Genomic DNA, 21702 nt, shown 5'->3' with positions numbered 1-21702 from the left:
CTTTGTTTATTCTGAGAAGAAAGTTTACAATTACAATTGAGAAACAAAAGTAAGAGTTCTATGCATATCAATAGAGTATTAACACATTTATATTCACTTAAAAACCAAAAAAGTTGGGTAAAAACATGCTTAAATCAGAAATGTAGGTTACCAATAATAAACATACAATCATGGAAATAAACATGGGAAGCAACGGTTTAATCACCTGTTGAATTTTAATGTTTGCTACACTACAGCCAATAAATAGAACGGAGCCAACGGGTGGCGTACAAAGGCCTACACTAAGGTTTAGAACCATAATAATTCCAAAATGAACAGGATCGATTCCTAAATTTATCACAATGGGTAAAAAAATTGGCGTGAAAATGAGTACGGCAGGTGTCATGTCCATAAAAACACCAACGAATAGTAGAATTAAATTAATCAGCAATAAAATAACAATTGGGTTATTGCTTAGTCCTAATAAACCGGCACTTACATTTTGTGGAATATTTTCGTAGGCCATAATCCACGATAAACCAATGCAGGTAGCAACAAGAATTAATACAATGGCCGTTGTTTTTACCGAGCCAAGTACAATTTTTGGAATGTCTTTAATCGAAATTTCTTTGTAGATTAAGCTTAAAATCAGCGCGTAAAGAACAGCTACAGCAGATGCTTCGGTGGCCGTAAAAAATCCAGCTATAATTCCACCAATTACAATAATCAGTAAAAATAAACTCGGAATGGCTTGCCATAAAATTTTCAATCCTCTTTTAATTCCTGCTCCTTTATTTCGCAATTTGTAGGCAAGAAAACCAAGTGTAGCCAGCGCTAGAGTAGTGCTAAGGCCTTTAAATGCAGTTGCCGAACCTGCTTTAAGTAGATTTAATCCATAAATCACCGAAAGGATAAGAGCAATACCAATAAAAACTTTAAATAAGCTGGTAAACATGGCACTAATGCCTTTGTTTTGATAAATGGAGATGCTCATTGCTGTTAGCATGATCGAAAAACCGGTTAAGATTCCAGGAATATATCCGGCTAAGAAAAGAGCGGTAATGGAAGCACCGCCACTGGCTAATGAATACACAATAAGAATATTACTCGGAGGTATGGACAAGCCTGTTGTTGCAGATGCAATGTTCACAGAAGCACTGAAGCTTTCGTCGTAGCCTTCTTTTTTCATTTGTGGTCCCATAATGGCTCCAATAGCCGATGCTGAAGCTGCCGCCGAACCTGATATTGCACCAAATAACATGTTGGCAAATACATTCACAAAAGCCAAACTTGCTGGCAATCGGCCTACCAAAACACGGGCTAAATTGATTAAGCGAATGGCAATTCCACCGCTGTTCATGATGTTTCCTGCTAGTATGAAAAAGGGGATGGCTAGCAATGCAAAACTATCCAAACCTGTGGCCATTCTTTGTGCAAAAGTGGCAAATGCAGGTAGTGAATCAATACTTACCAGCATGGTTAGTATTCCTGATATTCCGATACTAAAGGCAATTGGAACTCCAATGATCAGCAAGAATAAAAATGATGTGATTAAAACAATAATTCCTAAATATTCCATTATTTCAATTCTTCTGATGGTTCAACAATAAATACAATTGAGTAGTAAAGGGTAATTAATCCGCTAAGGGGCAAAACAAGGTAGATGTAGCCCAAAGGAATTTGTAAGGCGGCGGAGCTAACTTCAAATTGAAAACGGGTAATTACCAGCCAACTTCCGCCAATAATCATTACACCTAAAGCAAAAAGAGCGATGCACACATTAATAAAACGAAGCAAGTGTTTTTGCTTTGCTGGGGCTGATTTTTGCAGGAGCAAATCGATTGCTAAATGTTGTTTTTGGCCAGCAACATAAGCAGCTCCCAATAAGCCAACCCAAATGAGTAAAAATCCTGCTAACTCGTCGGTAAAAGAACTTGGCGAAGCCAATATGTAACGGCTTAATACCTGCCAAAGTACGTCGAGTACCAATATGCACATGAGGCTAATGAGTAACTTTTCGAGTATTCGATCTAATTGATTTTTGAATGTCATAAGTTCTACAAGGTTAGTCTTGGGTTGCTTGAATGCGCTGGATTAATTGATACAGTTCCGGTTGTTGCTGATAAGCATCAAGTAAATCTTGAACGCGCTCTGCAAATTTGTCTTTTTTAGGGTAGGTGATTATTACGCCATTTTCCTTCAATTTCTCTAGAGATTCCTCTTCCGAAGCAGCCCACAGTTTACGTTGCTCGATTACCGATTTTTTAGCTGCCTCTTGCAACCATTTTTGTTGTTGATTGCTTAACTTATTCCACACAACAGTACTAATAATTAGTACATCGGGAACCCTTGTGTGTTCGTTTAAGGAGTAATTTTTACAAACCTCGTAATGATGTGATGTATACAGACTTGGCGGATTATTCTCTGCTCCGTCTACCACACCGCTTTGAAGAGCAGTATACAATTCTCCCCAAGAAATAGGCGTTGGAGAGCCACCCAAAGCTTTTACCATATTTATGGCGGTTTGACTCTTCATTACGCGCATCTTTAATCCCTTTAAATCTTCGGGCGTGTCAATGCTTTTATCGATGGTATAAAAACTTCTTGCCCCTGCATCGTAAAAACACAGTCCTTTTAAATTAAATTTCTCGGTAGAGGCTAACAATTCTTCACCAATTGATCCATCTAAGACATTAAAAGTATGAGCTTTTGAACGAAAAACATAAGGCAATCCAAGTACTTGATAGTTGTTGGTAAAGCCTTCCATTATAGCGGCTGATACTTTTGTAATTGCCAGACTACCCAATTGAATTAGCTCTACGCACTGCTGTTCGGAACCCAATTGACCGCTTGGGTAAATTTCAAGGCTCATTTGTCCATCGGATATTTGTTCCAACTCTTGAGCCATATACAGCATGGCTTTATGAACAGGATGCGTTGGATCTAACCCGTGAGCTAACTTTAAAGTTTTGTGCTTACTTACTTCCTGACAGCTAAAAAGCAGAAAGCAAGAGAGGATGCTTAAAAGTAGCTTGGATAATAGTGGTGTTTTTTTCATGCCTTATTGGGAGCTAAAGATTTATTTTAATTCTTTATAATTAAGGTAATTAATGTATCGATTTTATTTAAGACTAGCCATTAATCCCTGTTCTAAACCTCTTAGTTCAGCCAGTCCTTTCATTCTGCCGTAAAGAGAATATCCTGGGTTTGTTGTTTTTGAAAGATCATCTAACATTTTATTGCCATGATCGGGACGCATTGGAATTTGCCAATCTTTTCGACCAGCTTCTTTACGCTCTTTTTCCTCTGTTAATAATGCTTTCATAACAGCAGGAATATCGATGTCGCCTTCGAATAGATACTCCTCTAAGAAATTCCCATCTGTATCTCTACTCACATTTCTTAAGTGAACAAAGTTGATGCGAGAGGCTAGTTTTTCTGTCATTTCTGGTAAATTGTTAAAATAACCAGCGCCAAACGAACCAGTACACAGTGTGATGCCATTAGAAACGGAATCAACAACTTTTGTTAGTTCAATTGCATCTTCAAGAGTACTTACAACTCTTGGTAATCCGAGTAAAGCACGTGGAGGATCATCAGGGTGAATGGCCATTCGTACGCCAGCTTGCTCAGCTACCGGGATAATTTCTGACAGGAACTCGTGTAAGTGTTTTTTTAACTCTTTAGCTCCTATTTCTTTGTAGCCATCCAATACTTTTTGGAAACTTTCTAACGTATAAGATTCTTCAGCTCCTGGTAGTCCAGCAATTACGTTTCTTGTAATTTTTTCAATTTCTTCAGCCGACATAGACTTGAATTTTGCCTCAGCTCTTTTCAAAATGTCTTCAGAATAATCTTCTCTTGAATTTTCTCTTTTCAGGATAAAAACGTCAAAAGCGGCGAAAATGTCCATTTCAAATTTAAGCGCATTCGATCCATCTCTCGATTCAAAAGCCAAATCGGTTCTCGACCAATCCAATACAGGCATAAAATTGTAGCAAATGGTTTCAATACCACATGCACCTATGTTCTTAATGCTTTCCTTGTAGTTTTTAATGTACTGTTTGTAGTTCCATGTGCGTTTTTTGATGTCCTCGTGAACAGGAACACTTTCAACAACCGACCAACGAAGGCCTGCTGCTTCAATCTCTGCAATTCTTTTTTTAATTTCTTCAACTGTCCAAACTTCTCCGTTTGGGATATGATGCAGAGCCGAAACGATTCCTGTAGCACCTGTTTGTCTGATTTCTTGTAATGATATTGGATCATTTGGCCCATACCATCTCCATGTTTGCTCTAAAGCCATATTGTTTGTTTTAAAAAGTGAATAAAACGGACAAGAGGTGATTGATTGCTTGTACCGTTTTATTACATAAACACACTAACCTAAAATATATAATTGAAACTAAAAAGTTGATTAAACGCCACTATATGCACTAAATCCACCATCAACAGGAATTACAACTCCAGTTACAAATGCCGACCAGTCTGATAAAAGGTAGAGTAGAGTTCCTTGCAATTCTTCGGGAGTTCCGTATCGTTCCATTGGAGTGTTGTTGATTATTTTAACACCACGAGCAGTTGGTTCACCTGTTTTTTCGTCAGTCAATAAAAAACGATTTTGATTGGTTAATAAAAAACCAGGAGCAATTGCATTGACACGAACACCCATTTTCGAAAAATGAACAGATAGCCATTGAGTGAAGTTGTTAACCGCTGCTTTTGCCGCCGAATAAGCGGCTATTCGTGTTAATGGTCGATAAGAATTCATAGAAGATATATTAACAATTGAACCTTCTTTCTTTTCGATCATATCCATCGAGAATACCATGGTTGGAAGAATAGTACCCTTAAAGTTTAAGTCAAAAACCTTATCGAAACCTTCCATTTTCATACCAAAAAAAGTTTCGTCCAAGTTATCAAGGTCAGAATCAACCATTTGGTCTACACCTGCAGTTGCTAAAGGAGAATTTCCTCCAGCACCGTTGATTAAATAATCAATGCTACCTAGCTTATTATTAATAATTTCTTTTGCGTTTTTTAGAGATTCTTTGTCTAAAACACTTGCAGCTACACCAATAGAAGCAATATTGTATTTTTTTTCAATTTCGATAGCTAATTTCTCAACTGCCTCGGCATTGATATCAATTAAGGCTGTTTTTACGCCCATTGCAGCTAATGATTTTGCCATTTCCGAGCAAATAACTCCTCCTGCTCCTGTTACAACAGCAACTTTATTTTTTAAATTAGTTTCCATCTTGTTTTAGTATATGTATTTGATTAATTAGAAGTTAAAATAGTTTTTAGCATTGTAATAACAGATTCCTTGAACGATTTCTTTTAGTAATTCTTCGTTGTATGGAATCAATCCTTTTTCCACATCATTACCAATAAGGTTGCATAGAATTCTTCGGAAATATTCGTGGCGACTGTAGCTTAAGAAAGATCGTGAATCGGTAAGCATTCCTACAAATCGACTCAAAAGGCCCAAGTTTGAAAGGGTATTTATTTGTTTTTCCATGCCATCTTTTTGGTCCAAAAACCACCATCCAGAACCCCATTGAATTTTACCAGCAGTAATGCCATCTTGAAAGTTCCCAATCATGGTAGCATACACTTCGTTGTGGGCAGGGTTCAAATTGTATAAAATGGTTTTTGTTAATTTTTCTTCTGTTGCTAAGCGGTTTAAGAATTTCGACATGTCTTCTGCTACCAATTTATCGGCGATAGAATCGTAGCCCGTGTCAGCACCTAGCTTATCGAACATTCCAGAATTGTTGTTACGAATTGCACCAACATGGTATTGTTGAACCCAATTTTTCGAGTGATCTAATACAGCAAATTCGTATAACATTGCAGCTTTGAATTTTAAGATTTCTTCCTCTTTCAAATCAGTTCCTTTACGGATTTTTTCGAATATTTTAGCAATTTCGTTATTCGTATATTCAGTCGCGAAAAATTGTTCTAAACCATGATCTGAGGCTTTGCATCCCATTTCAGCAAAGAAATCATGACGTTTTTGCAAGGCTACTAATAAATCAGAAAATGAATTGATTTCCAGGTCTGAAACTGTAGCTAATTTGTCGATATATAGGTTGTATTCTTTCGCATTATCAACAGCCATGGCTTTATCTGGTCTCCACGATGGAACTACTTTTGTCTCGAAACCAGAATCTTTAATGGTTTTATGGTATTCCAAAGAATCAGCTGGATCATCTGTAGTTCCAATTACCTCAACATTGGCCTTGCGAATTAAGTTCTTGCACGAATAATCTGGCGTATTTAATTTTTCATTACATGCTTCCCAAACTTCTTTAGCTGTACTCGGACTTAGAATTTTATCAATATCAAAAGTTTTTTTTAATTCTAAATGAGTCCAGTGATACAGTGGATTTCGAAGTGTATAAGGAACGGTTGCTGACCAGTTTTCGAATTTTTCCCAGTCTGATGCATTGCCGGTAATATTATTTTCAGAAACACCATTTGCTCTAAGTGCTCTCCATTTGTAATGGTCGCCATAAAGCCAAATTTGAGTGATGTTCTTGAACTTTTTATCCGTTGCAATTTCTTTAGGATCTATGTGGCAATGGTAATCGATGATTGGTAAATTAGCAGCAAATTCATGATATAGTTTTTTTGCAGTTTCTGTTTCTAGAATAAAATCTTGGTCTAAAAATTTTTTCATTTTTAATGGCGTTAACGAACACGAAGAATGATTTTATTTTAATTAAAACGATTGATATTGTATAATATTCAAGTTTTAAAAGCCTAATTTTACTATAACGTGTTCGCACACGAAGATAGATGGTTTTTGATTTATTTGCAAATATAAGATTTAAATGGAAAGGTGAAATGCTGTTTTGCCATCTGCATTCCTTTTCAAAATGGGAACAGGATAAATGATGTAGTCAACTGAAATAGAGGACTGATGAGAAATAAATTGATTGGTATGTTTATTTGTGATATAAAAGAAATACATGTGTATTTGATAAAAGGAAAAGGATGGAGACAATTGTTATTCAAATTATAAAATTCGTTCTTACATCTGTAAGAAATGGCTACTTTAAATCATGTTTAAGCCAATCTTATTATTGGCTATTAATTTTTTTTATTGTTGCTTTTGCAAAACAACTAATGTAAATTTGTTTTCGAATACCGACACTAAATTATATTAAATGAACAAACAAATTCTTGTTACCGGAGGAACTGGTTTTATTGGATCGCACACTGTTGTGGAGCTACAAAATAATGGTTACGATGTTGTAATTGTTGATAACCTTTCGAATTCAAAGGTAGAAGTGCTGGATCAAATTAAAGAAATTACTGGAATTCGTCCGAAATTTGAGCAGTTTGATTTAACGGATAAACAAAAAGTAAAAGAGTTTTTTAAGAAGTATAGTGATATTGAGGCAATTATTCATTTTGCTGCATCAAAAGCAGTTGGTGAATCTGTTGGGAAACCTTTAATGTACTATAATAATAACTTGAGTTCTTTAATGAATATTATGGAGTCGATGATCGACTGTGAGGTATCTAATCTAGTGTTTTCATCGTCGTGTACTGTGTATGGACAACCTGATAAGTTACCTGTAACGGAGCAAACTCCAAGAAAAGAAGCGGAATCTCCATATGGAAATACCAAAGTTATTTGTGAGGATATCATTCGTGATACAATAAAGGCATATCCATCGCTTAAGGGGATTGCACTAAGATATTTTAATCCTATTGGTGCACATGCAACAGCTAAAATTGGTGAATTACCATTGGGAGTGCCTAATAATTTAATTCCATTCTTAACTCAAACAGTAGCAGGAATTCGACCAGAATTAAGTGTTTTTGGTGACGATTACAATACGGAAGATGGTTCGGCTGTTCGCGATTACATTCACGTGGTAGATTTGGCGAAAGCTCATGTTGTTGCCATCGAACGACTACTAACAGGTAAGAACAAAAGGAATTGTGAGTATTTTAATATTGGCACAGGAAATGGAGTTTCTGTTCTTGAGATTATTAAATCGTTCGAAAGAGCAACTGGTGAGAAAGTTCCTCATAAGATTGTTGCTCGTCGTGCTGGCGATATCGAAAAAATATATGCCGATACTTCCTTTGCAAATGAAGAGCTCGGTTGGAAAGCGCAAAGTACTCTCGACGAAACACTTCTTTCTGCATGGAAATGGCAATTGAGAATAGCTAAAATGTAAATACACATAAAATACATGGAATAGGATATCCTAACTTTTTACAAGTTGGGATATTTTTTTTGATATGGTTTGTTTTTACGAGGCCAAGTCTCAAAATAGTTATTACTATTCCGAATATTGGTTTTTACTATAAAATTCTTTTGCTAAAAGATACGACAATCCCTTTTCTTCATTTCAAAATTTACTTTCATCCTGTAAGAAAGTAGTAGCTATTAATAGAATTCAATTTTGATTAATTATTCCAAAAGTTCTTCCTTAAATATCGCTAATATTCCCCATCTTAAAATTGGTCAACCAATTTAAAGCGATAGTTTTATATCTCAATTAATTTATTATTTTTCAATTCTTCACTTTTAATCTGAAAAATAATTAAAAAATGTAAACCTTTGCACTCCTTTATATATGGGCTTTGGCATGCATTTATGTTCTTAAGTTAGTAGGGGTTTAAATAAATAAATTTTGAAGTTTAAAAAAAAGCTTGTAGTTTTGGTGTACCAGTTTAAGGTCGAGCAGATGTTAGTTCGATAAATTTATGATATGGGTATTTTAGAGAGTTTTAAAACGATAGAAGTCGAAAGTCCAGTAGATAAAATAATCCGTCAGATTAGAGATTTAATAATTGCGGGTTATTTAAAAGCAGGAGATAAATTGCCATCGGAAAGAAAGCTTTCGGATAAATTTGGTATTGGAAGAACTCATATTAGAAATGCGATAAAAAAGCTGGAGTTCTACGGTATCTTAACAACTAACCCTCAAAGTGGTGTTATAGTTAATGGTACCGATATGGTTGCTATGGCAGGTTTGATTACGAATGTGATGAAAATTGAAAGTCCCGACTTTTTTTCTTTAGTAGAGACAAGATGCTTTATGGAGGTATTTTCTGTTCAGCAAGCAGCAAGTCGAAGAACAAAGGAAGATATTTTAAAATTACAGGAGGCGCTGGCAAATTATGAGGCTAAGGTGGAAAGTGATTTGCCTGCAGAACATGAGGATTTTATATTCCATATTAAAATTGCGGAGGCCAGTCATAATTCAGTAATAAAAACTCTGATGTTGATTGTTTTACCAGATATTCTTGAAATTTATCGTAACGAAAAGCTTTGTCCAAAAGAAGAAGCTAGAAAATCATTAATAGAACATCGAAATATATTAAATGCAATTATTGAACAGGATTCTAGTCTGGCAACAAACTATATGAATGAACATTTAAAAGATGTTTTGGAATTCAGTAAAAAGAAATTAAATCTCTGATTTTACTGCCTTTAGATAATAGGAAACAGTTTTCCGAAGGCAGTAAATGAATACAAAATAGTATTCAACTAATTATTAAATATTTTTTGAACTAAAACTTTGTAGTGTTGGGCCCTGTGCAATGTTTAGAGTTCCTAAAGTGTTGAATTGTAAATCTAATAACTAACTAATTTTACTAAACTAAAGTGAAATGAAAAGAAAAATCCTAATGCTAATGGTTTTATTAACAGGATTCTCTTCTTTTTTGTTTGCGCAGCAAACGATTACGGGGAATGTTGTTGATAAAGCGGATAACTCTCCTTTAGTAGGAGTGAGTGTATATGAAAAGGGAACAACAAATGGTACGGTTACTGATTTTGATGGGAAATACGTATTAAGTGTTGCCGGAAAAGAAAGTATTTTAGTGTACTCTTTTGTAGGTTATGAAACCATTGAAAAATTAGCGGGAGCTCTAACTTCAATTGATGTGGCAATGGGAGCCGGTTCCGAAAGCTTGGATGAAATTATTGTAGTTGGTTACGGAGCTCGTCGAAAAAGTGATGTAACAGGTTCTGTATCTTCAGTTAAATCAAGTGAGATAAATGCATTTCCTGTATTAGATGCTTCGCAAGCTCTTCAAGGACGTGCTGCTGGTGTTGTTGTACAATCTAATAATGGTGGTGAGCCAGGGGCTCCTATCAGTATAAAGATTAGAGGAAATACTTCTATTAATGCAAGTAGTTCACCACTTATTGTTGTCGATGGTTTTGTTGGAGCAACAATGCCACAGCCAAATGATATCCAATCTATGGAGGTTTTAAAAGATGCTTCGGCAACTGCCATCTATGGTTCTAGAGGTTCAAATGGTGTTGTTTTGGTAACCACTAAAAAAGGTAAAAGTGGTAAATTATCTGTTGAACTGAATTCTAATTATTCTATTCAAAATACTGCAAACGAACTAGATTTGCTTAATGCAGATGAATTTGCAGCTTATCAGCAAATATCAAACCCTAGTTACGTTCAAGGACCTGCAGATACAGATTGGCAAGATCTATTGTATCGACAAGGTAGTACTCAGAATCATCAATTCTCCTTTTCAGGAGGAAGTGATAAAATTAACTTTTATGCTTCGGCTAATTATTATAAACAAAAAGGGGTTATTATAAATTCAGATTTTGAAAGAATAACTTTCTTATCGAATATAGATGCGCAAGTAACGGATAAATTAAAATTAGGTTTTAATCTATATAGTAGCAGAGGAGATAAACAGGGTGTTCCTACACAATCTACCGGGGATACTGCTAATGGTGGTGGTGATGATGTTATTTCATTGATGTTTAGATTTATGCCCGACCTTGGAATAAAAGATGCAAACGGTTTAAATACAACGAATACAATAGGTGATAATATCGATAATCCGTATGCTGTTGCTACTGAGGCTGTAAATAGAACTAAAACAGATATTAATAGAGCAAATTTATCTGCAAATTACGATATTTTACAAAACCTTACTTTCAAAACTACTTTTGGTTATAGTACAACAAATCAAACCATTGGTGTTTTTAGACCATCCACGTTAATTGTTACCGCTGGAGGTGGTACAGGTGGAAAAGCAAGCATATCAAATCTAAAAAAATCAAACATATTGAATGAAAATTACCTGACCTATAAAGCTGAAATTGGGAAGGGTGATTTAACCTTATTGGCAGGTTATTCATATCAAAAAACAACTTCAGAACGTTTTTCTGCAGGTGCTCAAGGTTTTATTGACGATAGTTTTTCTTACTATAATTTAGCCGGTAGTGAAGTTACTTCAATACCTACTTCATCTTTTACCGAACAAGAAATTCAATCTCAATTTGGAAGATTAAATTACGATTATGATGATAAATATTTACTAACAGCTACAGTCAGAAGAGATGGGGCATCTAATTTTTCAAAAAATGAAAAGTATGCTATTTTCCCTTCTGCGGCTATTGGCTGGAAAGTATCGAATGAAGAATTCCTAAAAAATCAGGATAAGATTTCAAATTTGAAGTTAAGAGCTAGTTATGGTGTAACTGGTAATCAGGCAATTAGTCCATATGAATCATTTGCAAGTTTAAACCCTATTTTTAGTGGAATTAATGGTCAGGTAGTAGGTGCTGTTGTGCCAGATCAAGCTGCCAATGATAATTTAAAATGGGAATCTTCTTACCAAACAAATATTGGTTTGGATTTGGGTTTATTCAATAATAAAATTTCACTTTCCTTAGACTATTATAATATCGATACGAAAGATCTTCTTTTAGAAGATGCAAGTCAACCAGAATATCTTGGTTTTTCAACCTTAGCAAGTATTAGAAACGTTGGGGAGATTAATAATAGAGGATTTGAAATTTCTTTAAATACAAGAAACATCTCTAATGAAAATTTTACTTGGACTACCGATTTTAACTGGTCTACAAATAAAAATGAGGTTGTATCCTTAATTAATGGGATAGACGTTTTTCAAAATGCTGCGCCAGGATATTTTAGTGTTGCAAGTACTCATGTTTTGCGAGAAGGTGAAGAAGTTGGTCTTTTTTGGGGATACGATTATAAAGGAGTTTACCAAGGAGGTGCTTTGCCTGAAGGTACAGCTACCTATTCGGGAGCCCAAGCAGGCGATCCACTGTTTACAGATGTAGATGGTAGTGGTGATATTACTACTGATGATCAGAAAGTTATAGGGAATCCTAATCCAGATTGGAATTTGGGGATTACAAATACATTTACTTACAAAAATTTTGATTTAAATATCTTTTTTCAAGGTTCCTATGGTGGTGATATTTTTAATCTAACAAATGTACAGTTGTATAACGGAGATTCGAATGGACTTAAAGATGTTTTAAACGCATGGACTCCAACAAATACGGATACAAATATACCTCGTGTTGTAGCTAGTAGAGGAAGAGAAATCTCTTCAAGATTTGTAGAAGATGGTAGTTATATTAGACTGAAAAGTTTAGCGTTAGGCTATAATTTACCTACAGATATTACTAGAAAGTTAGGTCTGGCTAGCGTTAGATTTTCTGTTAGTGCACAGAATCTGTTAACGTTTACAAATTACTCTGGTTTAGATCCTGAGGTAAGTTATTTTGGTTCTGGTGGCGAAAGTAGTGGAGCCAGTAATACAACTCAAGGGTTTGATTTTGGAAATTACCCAACTGTTAAATCAGTGAATTTTAGCCTTCAGATAAAACTTTAAAAAAACTAGATAATGAAAAAATATAAATATTTATTATTGTTGATAGGAATATCAATGTTTGGATGTTCAGATTTGGAAGAAGAGCCGGTAGGTTTATTAGCCCCTGAAAGCTTTTTCACATCTTTAGATAAGGTACAAATAGCAGTAAATGGCGCCTACGGTCACATGCAACATAGATATTTTATGTCTAGAGCTATGTCAATGTCTTTGATGTTGGGTAGTGATATGGTCGATCTTAATCCTGCAGTTACTCAGGCAGAAAGAATTCAGTTTAATGACGTAAGTCTTTTAGCTGATAATGCAAATATTGCTAATTATTGGCCAAAATGTTACCAAATAATTGGTGCGGCTAATCAAGCTATTGCAGGAGCAGAATTGGTTGATGCTGATGTTGCCGAAGAAAATGCAATTGTGGCGCAAGCTTATTTTGCAAGAGCATTTACGTATTTTCATTTGGTTAGACAATTTGGAGCGATTCCTTATTTAACAGAACCTGTAACAGATGTGCAAGCAGCATCTACTATTAGTAAAACTTCGGCTGCCGATGTATATACAAATATCATTGCAGATTTAGAGTTTGCTAAAGAGTGGTTGCCAAATACACAAGTTACCAGGGCTTTACCTGCAAAGTCAGCAGCTAGTTCCTATTTAGCTTTGGTTTATTTAACCATGGGTGATTTTGAAAAAGCTTACGACGAAGCTAAGGATGTTATTGATAATGAGGGAGTATATGATTTAGGTTTAGAACCTGATTTTCAAGATTTATATGATTATTCTAAAACAGATGCCTCTAAAGAACCAATATTCGTAATCGATTTTATTGGAACTTCCGATGGTGATCAAGGTAGAGATTATTTAGCAGCATATACTGGCATTAGAAGTGATGAACAGTATGGTTATAGTGGCGGTTGGTCTGTATTAGTCCCTTCTGTTGCTGTTTATACCACTTGGGATGATCAGGATTATAGAAAATCGGTTAGTCTTGATGCTACCGGAGTTTTTGGTGGTGAAGTACATCCTTATACTGAGTTTACGACCTTTTACGGTGCAAGTGTAAATAGTCCGCATATTGCAAAATATACTCGTAAAGCAGGACCAGCTTCTAATGGAAATGGTCGAAATACAAATAGTAATTATTTAATGATGCGCTATGCAGAAGTATTGCTAATTGCGGCAGAAGCTTTAAATGAAATTACTCCAGGAACTGCAGAGGCAGAAGGTTATGTAAATAGAGTTAGAGCTAGAGCTAGAGCCGGAGCTGCAGGTAGTGTTCCAAGTGCAATACCAGCAAATATTTCTGGTTTATCCCAAGATAATTTTAGAACAATGGTTTTAGAAGATCGCAAATTGGAACTGGCTTTCGAGTGTAAAAGATGGTACGATATTGCTAGAAGAAAAATGGGAAATGAAGTGTTTAGTGCTTCTGGATTAGAAGGTTTTAAACCACAATTCAATCCAAATAGAAATTACTTATTCCCATTACCTACAAATGAATTAGTGCGAAATCCAAACTTATTACCTCAAAATGCTGGTTATTAGGATTTAAATAATTACTGGGACTGAATGAGTGGAACTTTATGCGTCAATAAACCAATTCTTCAAGGAGAGATCCATGCAAGAAAAGGGTAATTAGTTCCAAGCAAAGAACATTTAGAATAGTAGATTATTGATTATGCTGTGAATAGGAGTCCATAATTTAGCTTATGGACTCCTAACACAGGATTAATTTTTTAAGAATATTTGAAACTTGAATTTCACCATCGAAATGAAAATAAAATTTAATTTTTTAATTTTTGCAATAGCTGTATTCTCGGTTTCAACGATAAATGCACAGGAGATTCCTATTGATCATCTCAATATGAATTTACAACTGAATCAGCAAGAGTATCGTAAAACGGTTCTTGAAAATGAAATTGATGGAATAAAAGTTGACCACATTGCTTTAACAGGAGATTTTGTTAGCGAAGAATCGATGGAAAAAGGATACAAATTCATTTATCTTTTTATTAAAGGGAATGGAAATGTAGTTGCTAATAAAGAAGACTATAGTATCGTTCCGGAAACCATTTTTTTACCCAATTCAGTTCCTGTTATATCAGTTAGTAGTAATAAAAATGATACTCTTCATTTTATTAAGATTTCTAGTAAGCTAAGCGAGCAAGATATTAATGATTTAAAAGAGTTTCCAAAAGAAAATACCCAAAATCCATATTTTGCAAGATTTTCAGATTGCGAACCTTATACTGAGCCAATAAAAAGTCCAAATACAGTTAGTCGAACAGTATTGCCTAACAAATACATTCCGCGCATAGCAATGGGAACAGTGGAGACAATTGGTCCAGACAAGGTTGATGCTCATGAGCATGGAATGCTTGAGCAACTATTTTTAGGCCTAACAAACAATGAGGTAGTTGTTTTTGCTGATGAGGCTAAGGTAGAATTTCCAGCCTATTCGCTTCTACATATTCCTCTGGGTTCCAGCCATTCTGTAGAAGTGAAGAATGGAAAAAAAATGTACTATATGTGGATGGATTTTTTTCTTGATAAAAAAGGAGAAGAATGGTTGAAAACGCATAATACACTTAAGGAAGAATAAAAATTCGTTCCAATAGATTTATAAGAAACAAAATACCCGATTAGATCATGAGTAAATTAAAAACATACATTCTTTTTTTCGTTCTGATGGTGAGTAGCATTGCTTATTCTCAATCGCATCCTAAATTAATTTTAACCAAAAAGGGTGTGGCTGAAATTAGAGCACAATTGAATCAATTGCCAATGCTTCAAACTTCAGTGCAAATGGCTGTTCGTTTTGTTGGGGATGAAATGGAAAAAGGAATCGATGTGCCACTACCTAAAGATATGGCTGGAGGTTATACGCATAATTGTCACAAGAAAAACTATTTAGCGCTTCAAAATGCAGGGGTTTTATTTCAAATTACTCAGGACGAAAAATATGCTGTTTTTGTTCGCGATATGTTAATGCAGTACGCTGAATTGTATCCTACATTGGGTTTGCATCCTGCAAACAGATCTTACGCGCCTGGAAAAATTTTCTGGCAGAACTTGAACGATGCAAACTGGCTGGTTTACGCAAGTCAGGCTTACGATTGTGTTTACGATTGGTTGTCATCAAAAGAAAGAAAGAAATTAGAGAAAGACCTTTTTCGCCCGTTTGCCGATCATTTGTCTGTTGATTCTCCACAATTCTATAACCGAGTGCATAATCACAGTACGTGGGGAAATGCTGCGGTAGGCATGATTGGTTTGGTAATGAATGATCAGGAATTGATCGACCGTGCATTTTACGGATTAAAATCAGATAATATTAAAGCAGATCAGAAGGATAACGATGGTGGTCTGATAAAAATGCCTGGACAAGGGCAGGCTGGTTTCTTTGCACAATTAGACCATTTATTCTCACCAGACGGTTATTATACCGAAGGTCCATATTATCAGAGATATGCGATGTATCCTTTTGTGATGTTTGCCGAAGCAATTGAAAATTGTAAACCAGAAGTGAAAATATTCGAATATCGCGATAGTCTTTTAGTAAAAGCGGTTCAAACCTTACTAAACTTAACCGATGTAAACGGTTTATTTTTTCCAATTAACGATGCTCAAAAAGGAATGTCGTACCTATCCAGAGAATTAGTGTCGTCGGTGAATATCGTTTATCATTTTGGTGGCGAAGATGCTGGTTTGTTAGCTGTTGCTGAGCAACAAGGACAAGTTATGCTAGATGATACTGGTTTATCGGTAGCAAAAGCAATTAAAGAAGGAAAGAAAACCAATTATATAAAAAGATCAGCAAATTATAAAGATGGCGCCTCTGGAACGGAAGGAGCTTTAGGAATTCTTCGTGCCGGCGAAGGCGACAAAGAGATTTGTTTGGTCATGAAAAATACTTCGCAGGGAATGGGACATGGTCATTTCGATAAATTGTCTTTTTCCTTATACGATTATATGGGTGAAGTGCTTCCAGATTATGGTTGCGCCCGGTATGTGAACATAGAACAAAAATTTGGCGGTGGATATCTGCCTGAAAATAATACTTGGGCAAAACAAACAGTAGCTCATAATACACTTGTGGTTAATGGAATATCTCATTTTGGAGGAAGTACCGATACCGGAAATGAATTTCATTCTGATCCTTTTGTTTTTGATGCGACTAATAAGGCTATTCAAATTGTTAGCGCAAAAGAATTGAATGCATATCCAGGAGTAGAAATGCATAGAACGCTTGCTTTATTAGCGGATGATCGATTTGAAAAGCCTTTGTTGTTAGACATCTTTCGTGCGACTTCGGATATCGAAAATCAATACGAATTGCCTTATCATTTTGTTGGTCAATTATTGTCAGCAAATTATGAATATGTGCAAGCAAAGGAGTTAGTTCCTATGGGAGATTCTCATGGCTATCAGCATTTGCGATTAGAGGCCGAAGGACAAGCGAAAGGAAATAATGCAAAATTCACTTGGTTTGCGAAGGATCATTTTTATTCCATAACAAGTTATGTGAGTCCTGAAGATAAATTGCAGTTGGTACGTTCGGGTGCTAACGATCCTAATTTTAATTTGCGTAGTGAACCTGCTTTTATTATCAAAAAAAATCCACAAAAAAATGCGGTGTTTGTTTCGATAGTGGAAGCACATGGAAAATACGATAGAGTTACTGAATTTGCTGACAATGCTTTTAGTAGCATTTCAAAAATTGATTTGTTGTTGAATACCAACGCGTACACTGCTATTTCTTTTCAGGATAAAAATAAAAACGAATGGATACTCATTCTTGCTAATAAAGATGCTGGCAAAGAATCGCAGCACGAATTGCAAATAAATGGGGCAGATTATAAATGGAGCGGAGCTTTTTACTTTGTTCAGTCCAAATAGAAAAGATAGCAAACCGAATTCAAATACATAAAAGAAAACAACATGAAATTGTTTAAATCTATTAGCATTCTTAGCCTGGCCTTATTCTTGCTAACTTCTTGCGGAAGCAACTCAGGAAATATCGTTAATAATATGGCGGAGTTAAAATCGGCTATTGATAAAGCTCAAGCAGGAGATGTGATTGTAATGTCAAACGGTATTTGGAAAGATGCAGAGATAGATTTTAAGGCGAATGGTATTGTCGATAAGCCTATCGTTTTAAAAGCAGAGACTCCTGGTAAAGTCTTTATCGAAGGACAATCATTTTTAAAAATAGCCGGTCATTATCTCGAGGTTCACGATTTATATTTCCGTAATGGTTATACTCCTATCAATAGCGTTATTCAATTTAAAAGCGACGAAAAAAATGCTGCTTACGATTGTAAGGTGGTAAATTGTGTGATTGAGAATTTTACACAATTAGATCGAAGAAAGAAAGATCATTGGGTGGAATTCTGGGGACAGCGTAATGAGTTGCTATATTGCTATATAGCAGGCAAATCTAACGATGGACCAACTCTTAGAGCCGAATTAAAGGGAAACCAACACGCAAATTGTCATCACATAATTGCTAATAACTATTTTGGCCCACGTCCACGACGAGGAGGCCCAAGAGGAGAAACAATGCAATTGGGTGATAGTTACACCTCAATGGTTCCTGCATTTATCGAAGTAAGAGATAATTTTTTAGATCGATGTAATGGTGAAGTGGAGGTTATTTCCAGTAAAACAAACTACAATAAATTCATCAACAACGTTTTTTATAAGTGCGAAGGATCGCTCGTATTACGACATGGTAATTATGCGACTATCGATTCTAACTGGTTTATTGGTGACGATAATTCAGATAATATTGGAGGTGTAAGAGTAATTAATACAGGTCATTGGATTACCAATAATTATTTCTACAACTTAAAAGGAAACGAATTTCGCAGTGCTATTGCGGTAATGAATGGGATTCCAAAATCGCCATTAAACAGATATAATCAGGTTACCGATGTGGTAATTGCTCATAATAGTTGGATTGATTGCATTAGTCCATTGCAGTTTAGTGTTGGTTCTAATGTGAATAAGAGTGATGTTTTACCAAAGTCTGAAATTCGGTCAGCACTTCCTATTCGCACATCAGTCGCGAACAACCTCATTTATAACAGTAAAACGATCAGTGAAGCTATCGTAAAGTATTACGACACTCCTGGTGATATCGATTTTCAATCGAACTACGTGAGTGGAGTGGAGGGAATTGAAAACCTAAATGGTTTTATCACTGCAGAAATGACTGTAGCAAATAGCCAATCGATTGTTCCTTTGGTAACCGTAGTAGATCGTAATGCGGCGCTTTTTAATGGATTTAATTTTTCGAATATCAAGAACGATATCTTCTCTAATGGTCGTAGTGAAAATCAAGCAGGTGCAATTTGTGCTGTTAAGAATACAAAACAGAATCTGCTGGATGTAGATAAGTATGGTCCGGTTTGGTTCGAAAAATCAAAGAAGAATACAAATACAAAGCAGCTTAGCGTAAAATCTAGCGAGGAGCTTTATGCTGCTTTCGAGAAAATAAACGATGGAGATACAATCCTAATTGATGCTGACTTATTGAAGCTTGATAAACTGATTAAGGTTGAGGAAAGTGTTGTACTTGCGTCTAGTAATAAAGATCAGAAAGTAAGACTGCAATTTACATCCACCGAACAAGTGCCTGCTTTTGAACTAGGTGCAGGTGTAAATTTTCACTTAAATCACCTAATTGTGGAAGGAACTAAGACCTTAAACTGCTTTGAACCTAATCAGGCAGATATGTCGATTGCAACAAATGTATTTGTTGATGAATGCACTTTAAGTGGATTTCATTCCATCTATAAATCTAAAAAAGGTTCGTTTGCGGATACACTAAAAGTGGTGAATTCGGAACTAAAAGACTTGGTAAACGGTTTTATTTTAGATTCGGAAACGGAGGCTAAAGGAGACTATAATGCAGAGTTTTTGATTCTGGATAACAACAAAATAAGTACAATTGAAAATGTATTGGTAAACTTCTATCGTGGAGGATATGATGAATCTACCATTGGCGGCAACTTTGTATTCAACAATAATACGGTTGAAGGAGCAGGTAAAAGAGGTGCTGATGAAATTCTATTAAAAACTCAAGGAATTGTTAATGTAAGGATTTTGAATAATAATTTTAGCTCTATTGAATCTGGATTCGTTGCAAGGTTGTGGGGCGAGAAAAATAATGTGGAAAGTGGAAATACGATTTACGGTAAGTCGAAAATTGTAAGCGACGAATTCCTGACTCAAAAATTACTGTATTAACACTTGAGTGATACGAATAGATTTTTATAAATAATAAGATTGGGAGAGAGGAAAACCTCTCAGAGAATAAAATATTAACATAAAAAAAATAGCTAATCATGGGAAATCAAAGCGAAAGACCAAAATTTTTTACTTCTAAAGAAATGAAATGGGAAGATCTTGGAGGTGGAGTTCAACGCCAGTTTTTAGGTTACGACAATCAGATTATGATGGTAAAAGTGAAATTTGAGAAAGGTGCAGTCGGATCTACTCATGATCATTTTCATACACAATCAACCTATTGTGCTGAAGGTAAATTTGAATTTACAATTGGCGATGATGTGAAGCTTGTTGAGGCAGGTGATGGCGTTTATATTCAACCAAACCTACCGCATGGTGCTGTTTGTTTAGAGGCAGGTATCCTAATTGATGTGTTTAGTCCTGTTCGTGAAGATTTTTTAGATGGTAGTGCAGTTTCCTATTTCGGGAAGTAAGTTAAAGCCTTAATTAATAATTAAATAAATTCCTTATGAAATTAAAAGGATTAAGATGGTTCATTATTGGGCTTATATTTTTAGCTACAGTAATAAATTATATCGATAGAAGTGCTCTGGCTATTATGTGGGGGAACGATAATGTGGAGGGATCAATTTCTCAGTCATTAGGATTAACCAAAGATCATTATAGCTACATATTAAACATATTTATGGTTGCCTATGCCTTAGGACAATTGCTTACAGGTAAAATTTTTGATAAAGTAGGTACTCGTATTGGATATGTATTATCAATCGGAGTATGGGGACTTTCTTCATTCCTACATTCAACGGTACGTGGATTTTTATCCATTAGTATATTTCGTAGTTTATTGGGATTTTCTGAAGCAGGTAACTGGCCTGGAGGGGTTAAAAGTAATGCCGAGTGGTTTCCAATAAAGGAAAGAGCGATTGCACAAGGGTTATTTAATGCAGGTGCATCGATTGGTTCGGTAATTGCACCTCCATTTATTGCCGCTTTATTCGTTGCTTTTGGATGGAGAATTACATTTATGGTTGTTGGTTCTTTTGGTATGCTTTGGATTATTCCTTGGTTGCTAATTAACAAAGCAGGACCTAAAAAACACCCTTGGATTACCAAAGAAGAACAAAAGTACATAATCGAAGGTCAAAGTGAAGCGGATCAAAAGGCAACAGAAGACACAAAAGGAAAAAGCTTAAAAGAAATTCTTTCACACAAAGAATCTTGGGCAATTGTAATTGGTCGTTTCTTTTTAGAGCCAATATGGTGGTTATTTGTTGGTTGGATGCCAATTTACTTATTTGATGTTTACGGTTTTAATGTAAAAGAGGTAGGTATGTTCGCTTGGGTACCTTACGTAGGTGCAGCCATTGGTAGTATTGCAGGTGGTTATGTTTCCGGTAAAATTATTGCGAAAACAAATTCGATTGATAAAGGAAGAAAAACAACCATATTAATTGGTGGTATCATTATGCTTTGCGGATTAATAGCTACTGTTTTGTTTGCCGATTCAGCGGAAGCTTTTGTGGCAATTGTATTCTTCGTATTGTTCGGATTCCAATTTGCAATTAGCAATGTACAAACATTACCAAGTGACTTTTTTAGTGGTAAATCAGTTGGTTCATTAGCCGGACTTGGTGGAATGGTAGGAGTATTTTCAGTAATTGTAATGAACTTCTTAATTCCTATAGTTGCAGAAGTATCATACACCCCAATTTTTATTGCAATCGCTGTTTTTGTGCCACTTGGGGTTGGAGCCATATACTTCTTTGCAAGAAATATACAATCAGTAGAAAAATAAGAAAACTATTAATTATAAAA

General features: G+C 35.4%; 15 protein-coding genes. 9 read left to right on the top strand and 6 right to left on the bottom strand.

Annotation, left to right across the window (positions count from 1 at the left end):
- Window positions 1-97: 97 nt before the first annotated feature.
- The 6 genes from BZG02_RS04310 to uxaC form a co-directional block, all read right to left on the bottom strand.
- A complete protein-coding gene (locus BZG02_RS04310) occupies window positions 98-1558 on the bottom strand; it encodes a TRAP transporter large permease (RefSeq protein ID WP_101260166.1) in 1461 nt (486 codons plus the stop codon).
- Entirely contained in the window at window positions 1558-2031 is a 474-nt protein-coding gene (locus tag BZG02_RS04305; protein ID WP_101260165.1) for a TRAP transporter small permease, read from the bottom strand. The genes BZG02_RS04310 and BZG02_RS04305 overlap by 1 nt, the downstream gene beginning before the upstream one ends.
- Window positions 2032-2044: 13 nt before the next feature.
- Window positions 2045-3037 (bottom strand): TRAP transporter substrate-binding protein, encoded by a 993-nt coding sequence (locus tag BZG02_RS04300; RefSeq protein WP_101260164.1) that lies wholly within the window; start codon window positions 3035-3037, stop codon window positions 2045-2047.
- 63 nt (window positions 3038-3100) lie between these two features.
- Window positions 3101-4285, bottom strand: a complete 1185-nt coding sequence (uxuA, locus tag BZG02_RS04295; RefSeq protein WP_101260163.1) for a mannonate dehydratase — start codon at window positions 4283-4285, stop codon at window positions 3101-3103.
- Window positions 4286-4396: 111 nt separating this feature from the next.
- Window positions 4397-5236 (bottom strand): SDR family oxidoreductase, encoded by an 840-nt coding sequence (locus BZG02_RS04290; RefSeq protein ID WP_101260162.1) that lies wholly within the window; start codon window positions 5234-5236, stop codon window positions 4397-4399.
- 27 nt (window positions 5237-5263) lie between these two features.
- Window positions 5264-6664, bottom strand: coding sequence for a glucuronate isomerase (gene uxaC / locus BZG02_RS04285; protein WP_101260161.1), 1401 nt, complete (start codon window positions 6662-6664; stop codon window positions 5264-5266).
- A 490-nt stretch (window positions 6665-7154) separates the two neighbouring features.
- Between uxaC and galE the strand changes: the two genes are divergently transcribed.
- The 9 genes from galE (at window position 7155) to BZG02_RS04240 (ending at window position 21682) form a co-directional block, all read left to right on the top strand.
- On the top strand, window positions 7155-8180 hold the full coding sequence (gene galE / locus BZG02_RS04280) for a UDP-glucose 4-epimerase GalE (RefSeq protein ID WP_101260160.1): 1026 nt from the start codon (window positions 7155-7157) through the stop codon (window positions 8178-8180).
- A 537-nt stretch (window positions 8181-8717) separates the two neighbouring features.
- A complete protein-coding gene (locus tag BZG02_RS04275; protein ID WP_101260159.1) occupies window positions 8718-9431 on the top strand; it encodes a FadR/GntR family transcriptional regulator in 714 nt (237 codons plus the stop codon).
- A gap of 190 nt (window positions 9432-9621) precedes the next feature.
- Entirely contained in the window at window positions 9622-12639 is a 3018-nt protein-coding gene (locus BZG02_RS04270; RefSeq protein WP_218972137.1) for a SusC/RagA family TonB-linked outer membrane protein, read from the top strand.
- A 12-nt stretch (window positions 12640-12651) separates the two neighbouring features.
- Window positions 12652-14178, top strand: coding sequence for a RagB/SusD family nutrient uptake outer membrane protein (locus BZG02_RS04265; RefSeq protein WP_101260158.1), 1527 nt, complete (start codon window positions 12652-12654; stop codon window positions 14176-14178).
- Window positions 14179-14404: 226 nt separating this feature from the next.
- A complete protein-coding gene (locus BZG02_RS04260; RefSeq protein ID WP_101260157.1) occupies window positions 14405-15235 on the top strand; it encodes a hypothetical protein in 831 nt (276 codons plus the stop codon).
- Window positions 15236-15282: 47 nt separating this feature from the next.
- Window positions 15283-17532 (top strand): alginate lyase family protein, encoded by a 2250-nt coding sequence (locus tag BZG02_RS04255; protein WP_101260156.1) that lies wholly within the window; start codon window positions 15283-15285, stop codon window positions 17530-17532.
- A gap of 42 nt (window positions 17533-17574) precedes the next feature.
- Window positions 17575-19887 carry a chondroitinase-B domain-containing protein gene (locus BZG02_RS04250; RefSeq protein ID WP_101260155.1) on the top strand — a complete coding sequence of 771 codons (2313 nt, stop codon included), beginning with the start codon at window positions 17575-17577 and terminating at the stop codon, window positions 19885-19887.
- A 98-nt stretch (window positions 19888-19985) separates the two neighbouring features.
- Window positions 19986-20360, top strand: a complete 375-nt coding sequence (locus BZG02_RS04245) for a cupin domain-containing protein (RefSeq protein WP_101260154.1) — start codon at window positions 19986-19988, stop codon at window positions 20358-20360.
- 35 nt (window positions 20361-20395) lie between these two features.
- Window positions 20396-21682 carry an MFS transporter gene (locus BZG02_RS04240; protein ID WP_101260153.1) on the top strand — a complete coding sequence of 429 codons (1287 nt, stop codon included), beginning with the start codon at window positions 20396-20398 and terminating at the stop codon, window positions 21680-21682.
- Window positions 21683-21702: the final 20 nt, after the last annotated feature.

Origin of the sequence: Labilibaculum filiforme, assembly GCF_002843315.1 — a bacterium.
GTDB classification, from domain to species: Bacteria; Bacteroidota; Bacteroidia; order Bacteroidales; family Marinifilaceae; genus Labilibaculum; species Labilibaculum filiforme.
Note: the sequence above shows the minus strand (reverse complement) of the source record. Positions and strands in the feature narration are given on the sequence as shown.

Bases quoted from the DNA above. Each gene is read 5' to 3' on its own strand.
- BZG02_RS04310 (WP_101260166.1), bottom strand. From the start codon at position 1,558: ATGGAATATTTAGGAATTATTGTTTTAATCACATCATTTTTATTCTTG.
- BZG02_RS04305 (WP_101260165.1), bottom strand. From the start codon at position 2,031: ATGACATTCAAAAATCAATTAGATCGAATACTCGAAAAGTTACTCATT.
- BZG02_RS04300 (WP_101260164.1), bottom strand. From the start codon at position 3,037: ATGAAAAAAACACCACTATTATCCAAGCTACTTTTAAGCATCCTCTCT.
- uxuA (WP_101260163.1), bottom strand. From the start codon at position 4,285: ATGGCTTTAGAGCAAACATGGAGATGGTATGGGCCAAATGATCCAATA.
- BZG02_RS04290 (WP_101260162.1), bottom strand. From the start codon at position 5,236: ATGGAAACTAATTTAAAAAATAAAGTTGCTGTTGTAACAGGAGCAGGA.
- uxaC (WP_101260161.1), bottom strand. From the start codon at position 6,664: ATGAAAAAATTTTTAGACCAAGATTTTATTCTAGAAACAGAAACTGCA.
- galE (WP_101260160.1), top strand. From the start codon at position 7,155: ATGAACAAACAAATTCTTGTTACCGGAGGAACTGGTTTTATTGGATCG.
- BZG02_RS04275 (WP_101260159.1), top strand. From the start codon at position 8,718: ATGGGTATTTTAGAGAGTTTTAAAACGATAGAAGTCGAAAGTCCAGTA.
- BZG02_RS04270 (WP_218972137.1), top strand. From the start codon at position 9,622: ATGAAAAGAAAAATCCTAATGCTAATGGTTTTATTAACAGGATTCTCT.
- BZG02_RS04265 (WP_101260158.1), top strand. From the start codon at position 12,652: ATGAAAAAATATAAATATTTATTATTGTTGATAGGAATATCAATGTTT.
- BZG02_RS04260 (WP_101260157.1), top strand. From the start codon at position 14,405: ATGAAAATAAAATTTAATTTTTTAATTTTTGCAATAGCTGTATTCTCG.
- BZG02_RS04255 (WP_101260156.1), top strand. From the start codon at position 15,283: ATGAGTAAATTAAAAACATACATTCTTTTTTTCGTTCTGATGGTGAGT.
- BZG02_RS04250 (WP_101260155.1), top strand. From the start codon at position 17,575: ATGAAATTGTTTAAATCTATTAGCATTCTTAGCCTGGCCTTATTCTTG.
- BZG02_RS04245 (WP_101260154.1), top strand. From the start codon at position 19,986: ATGGGAAATCAAAGCGAAAGACCAAAATTTTTTACTTCTAAAGAAATG.
- BZG02_RS04240 (WP_101260153.1), top strand. From the start codon at position 20,396: ATGAAATTAAAAGGATTAAGATGGTTCATTATTGGGCTTATATTTTTA.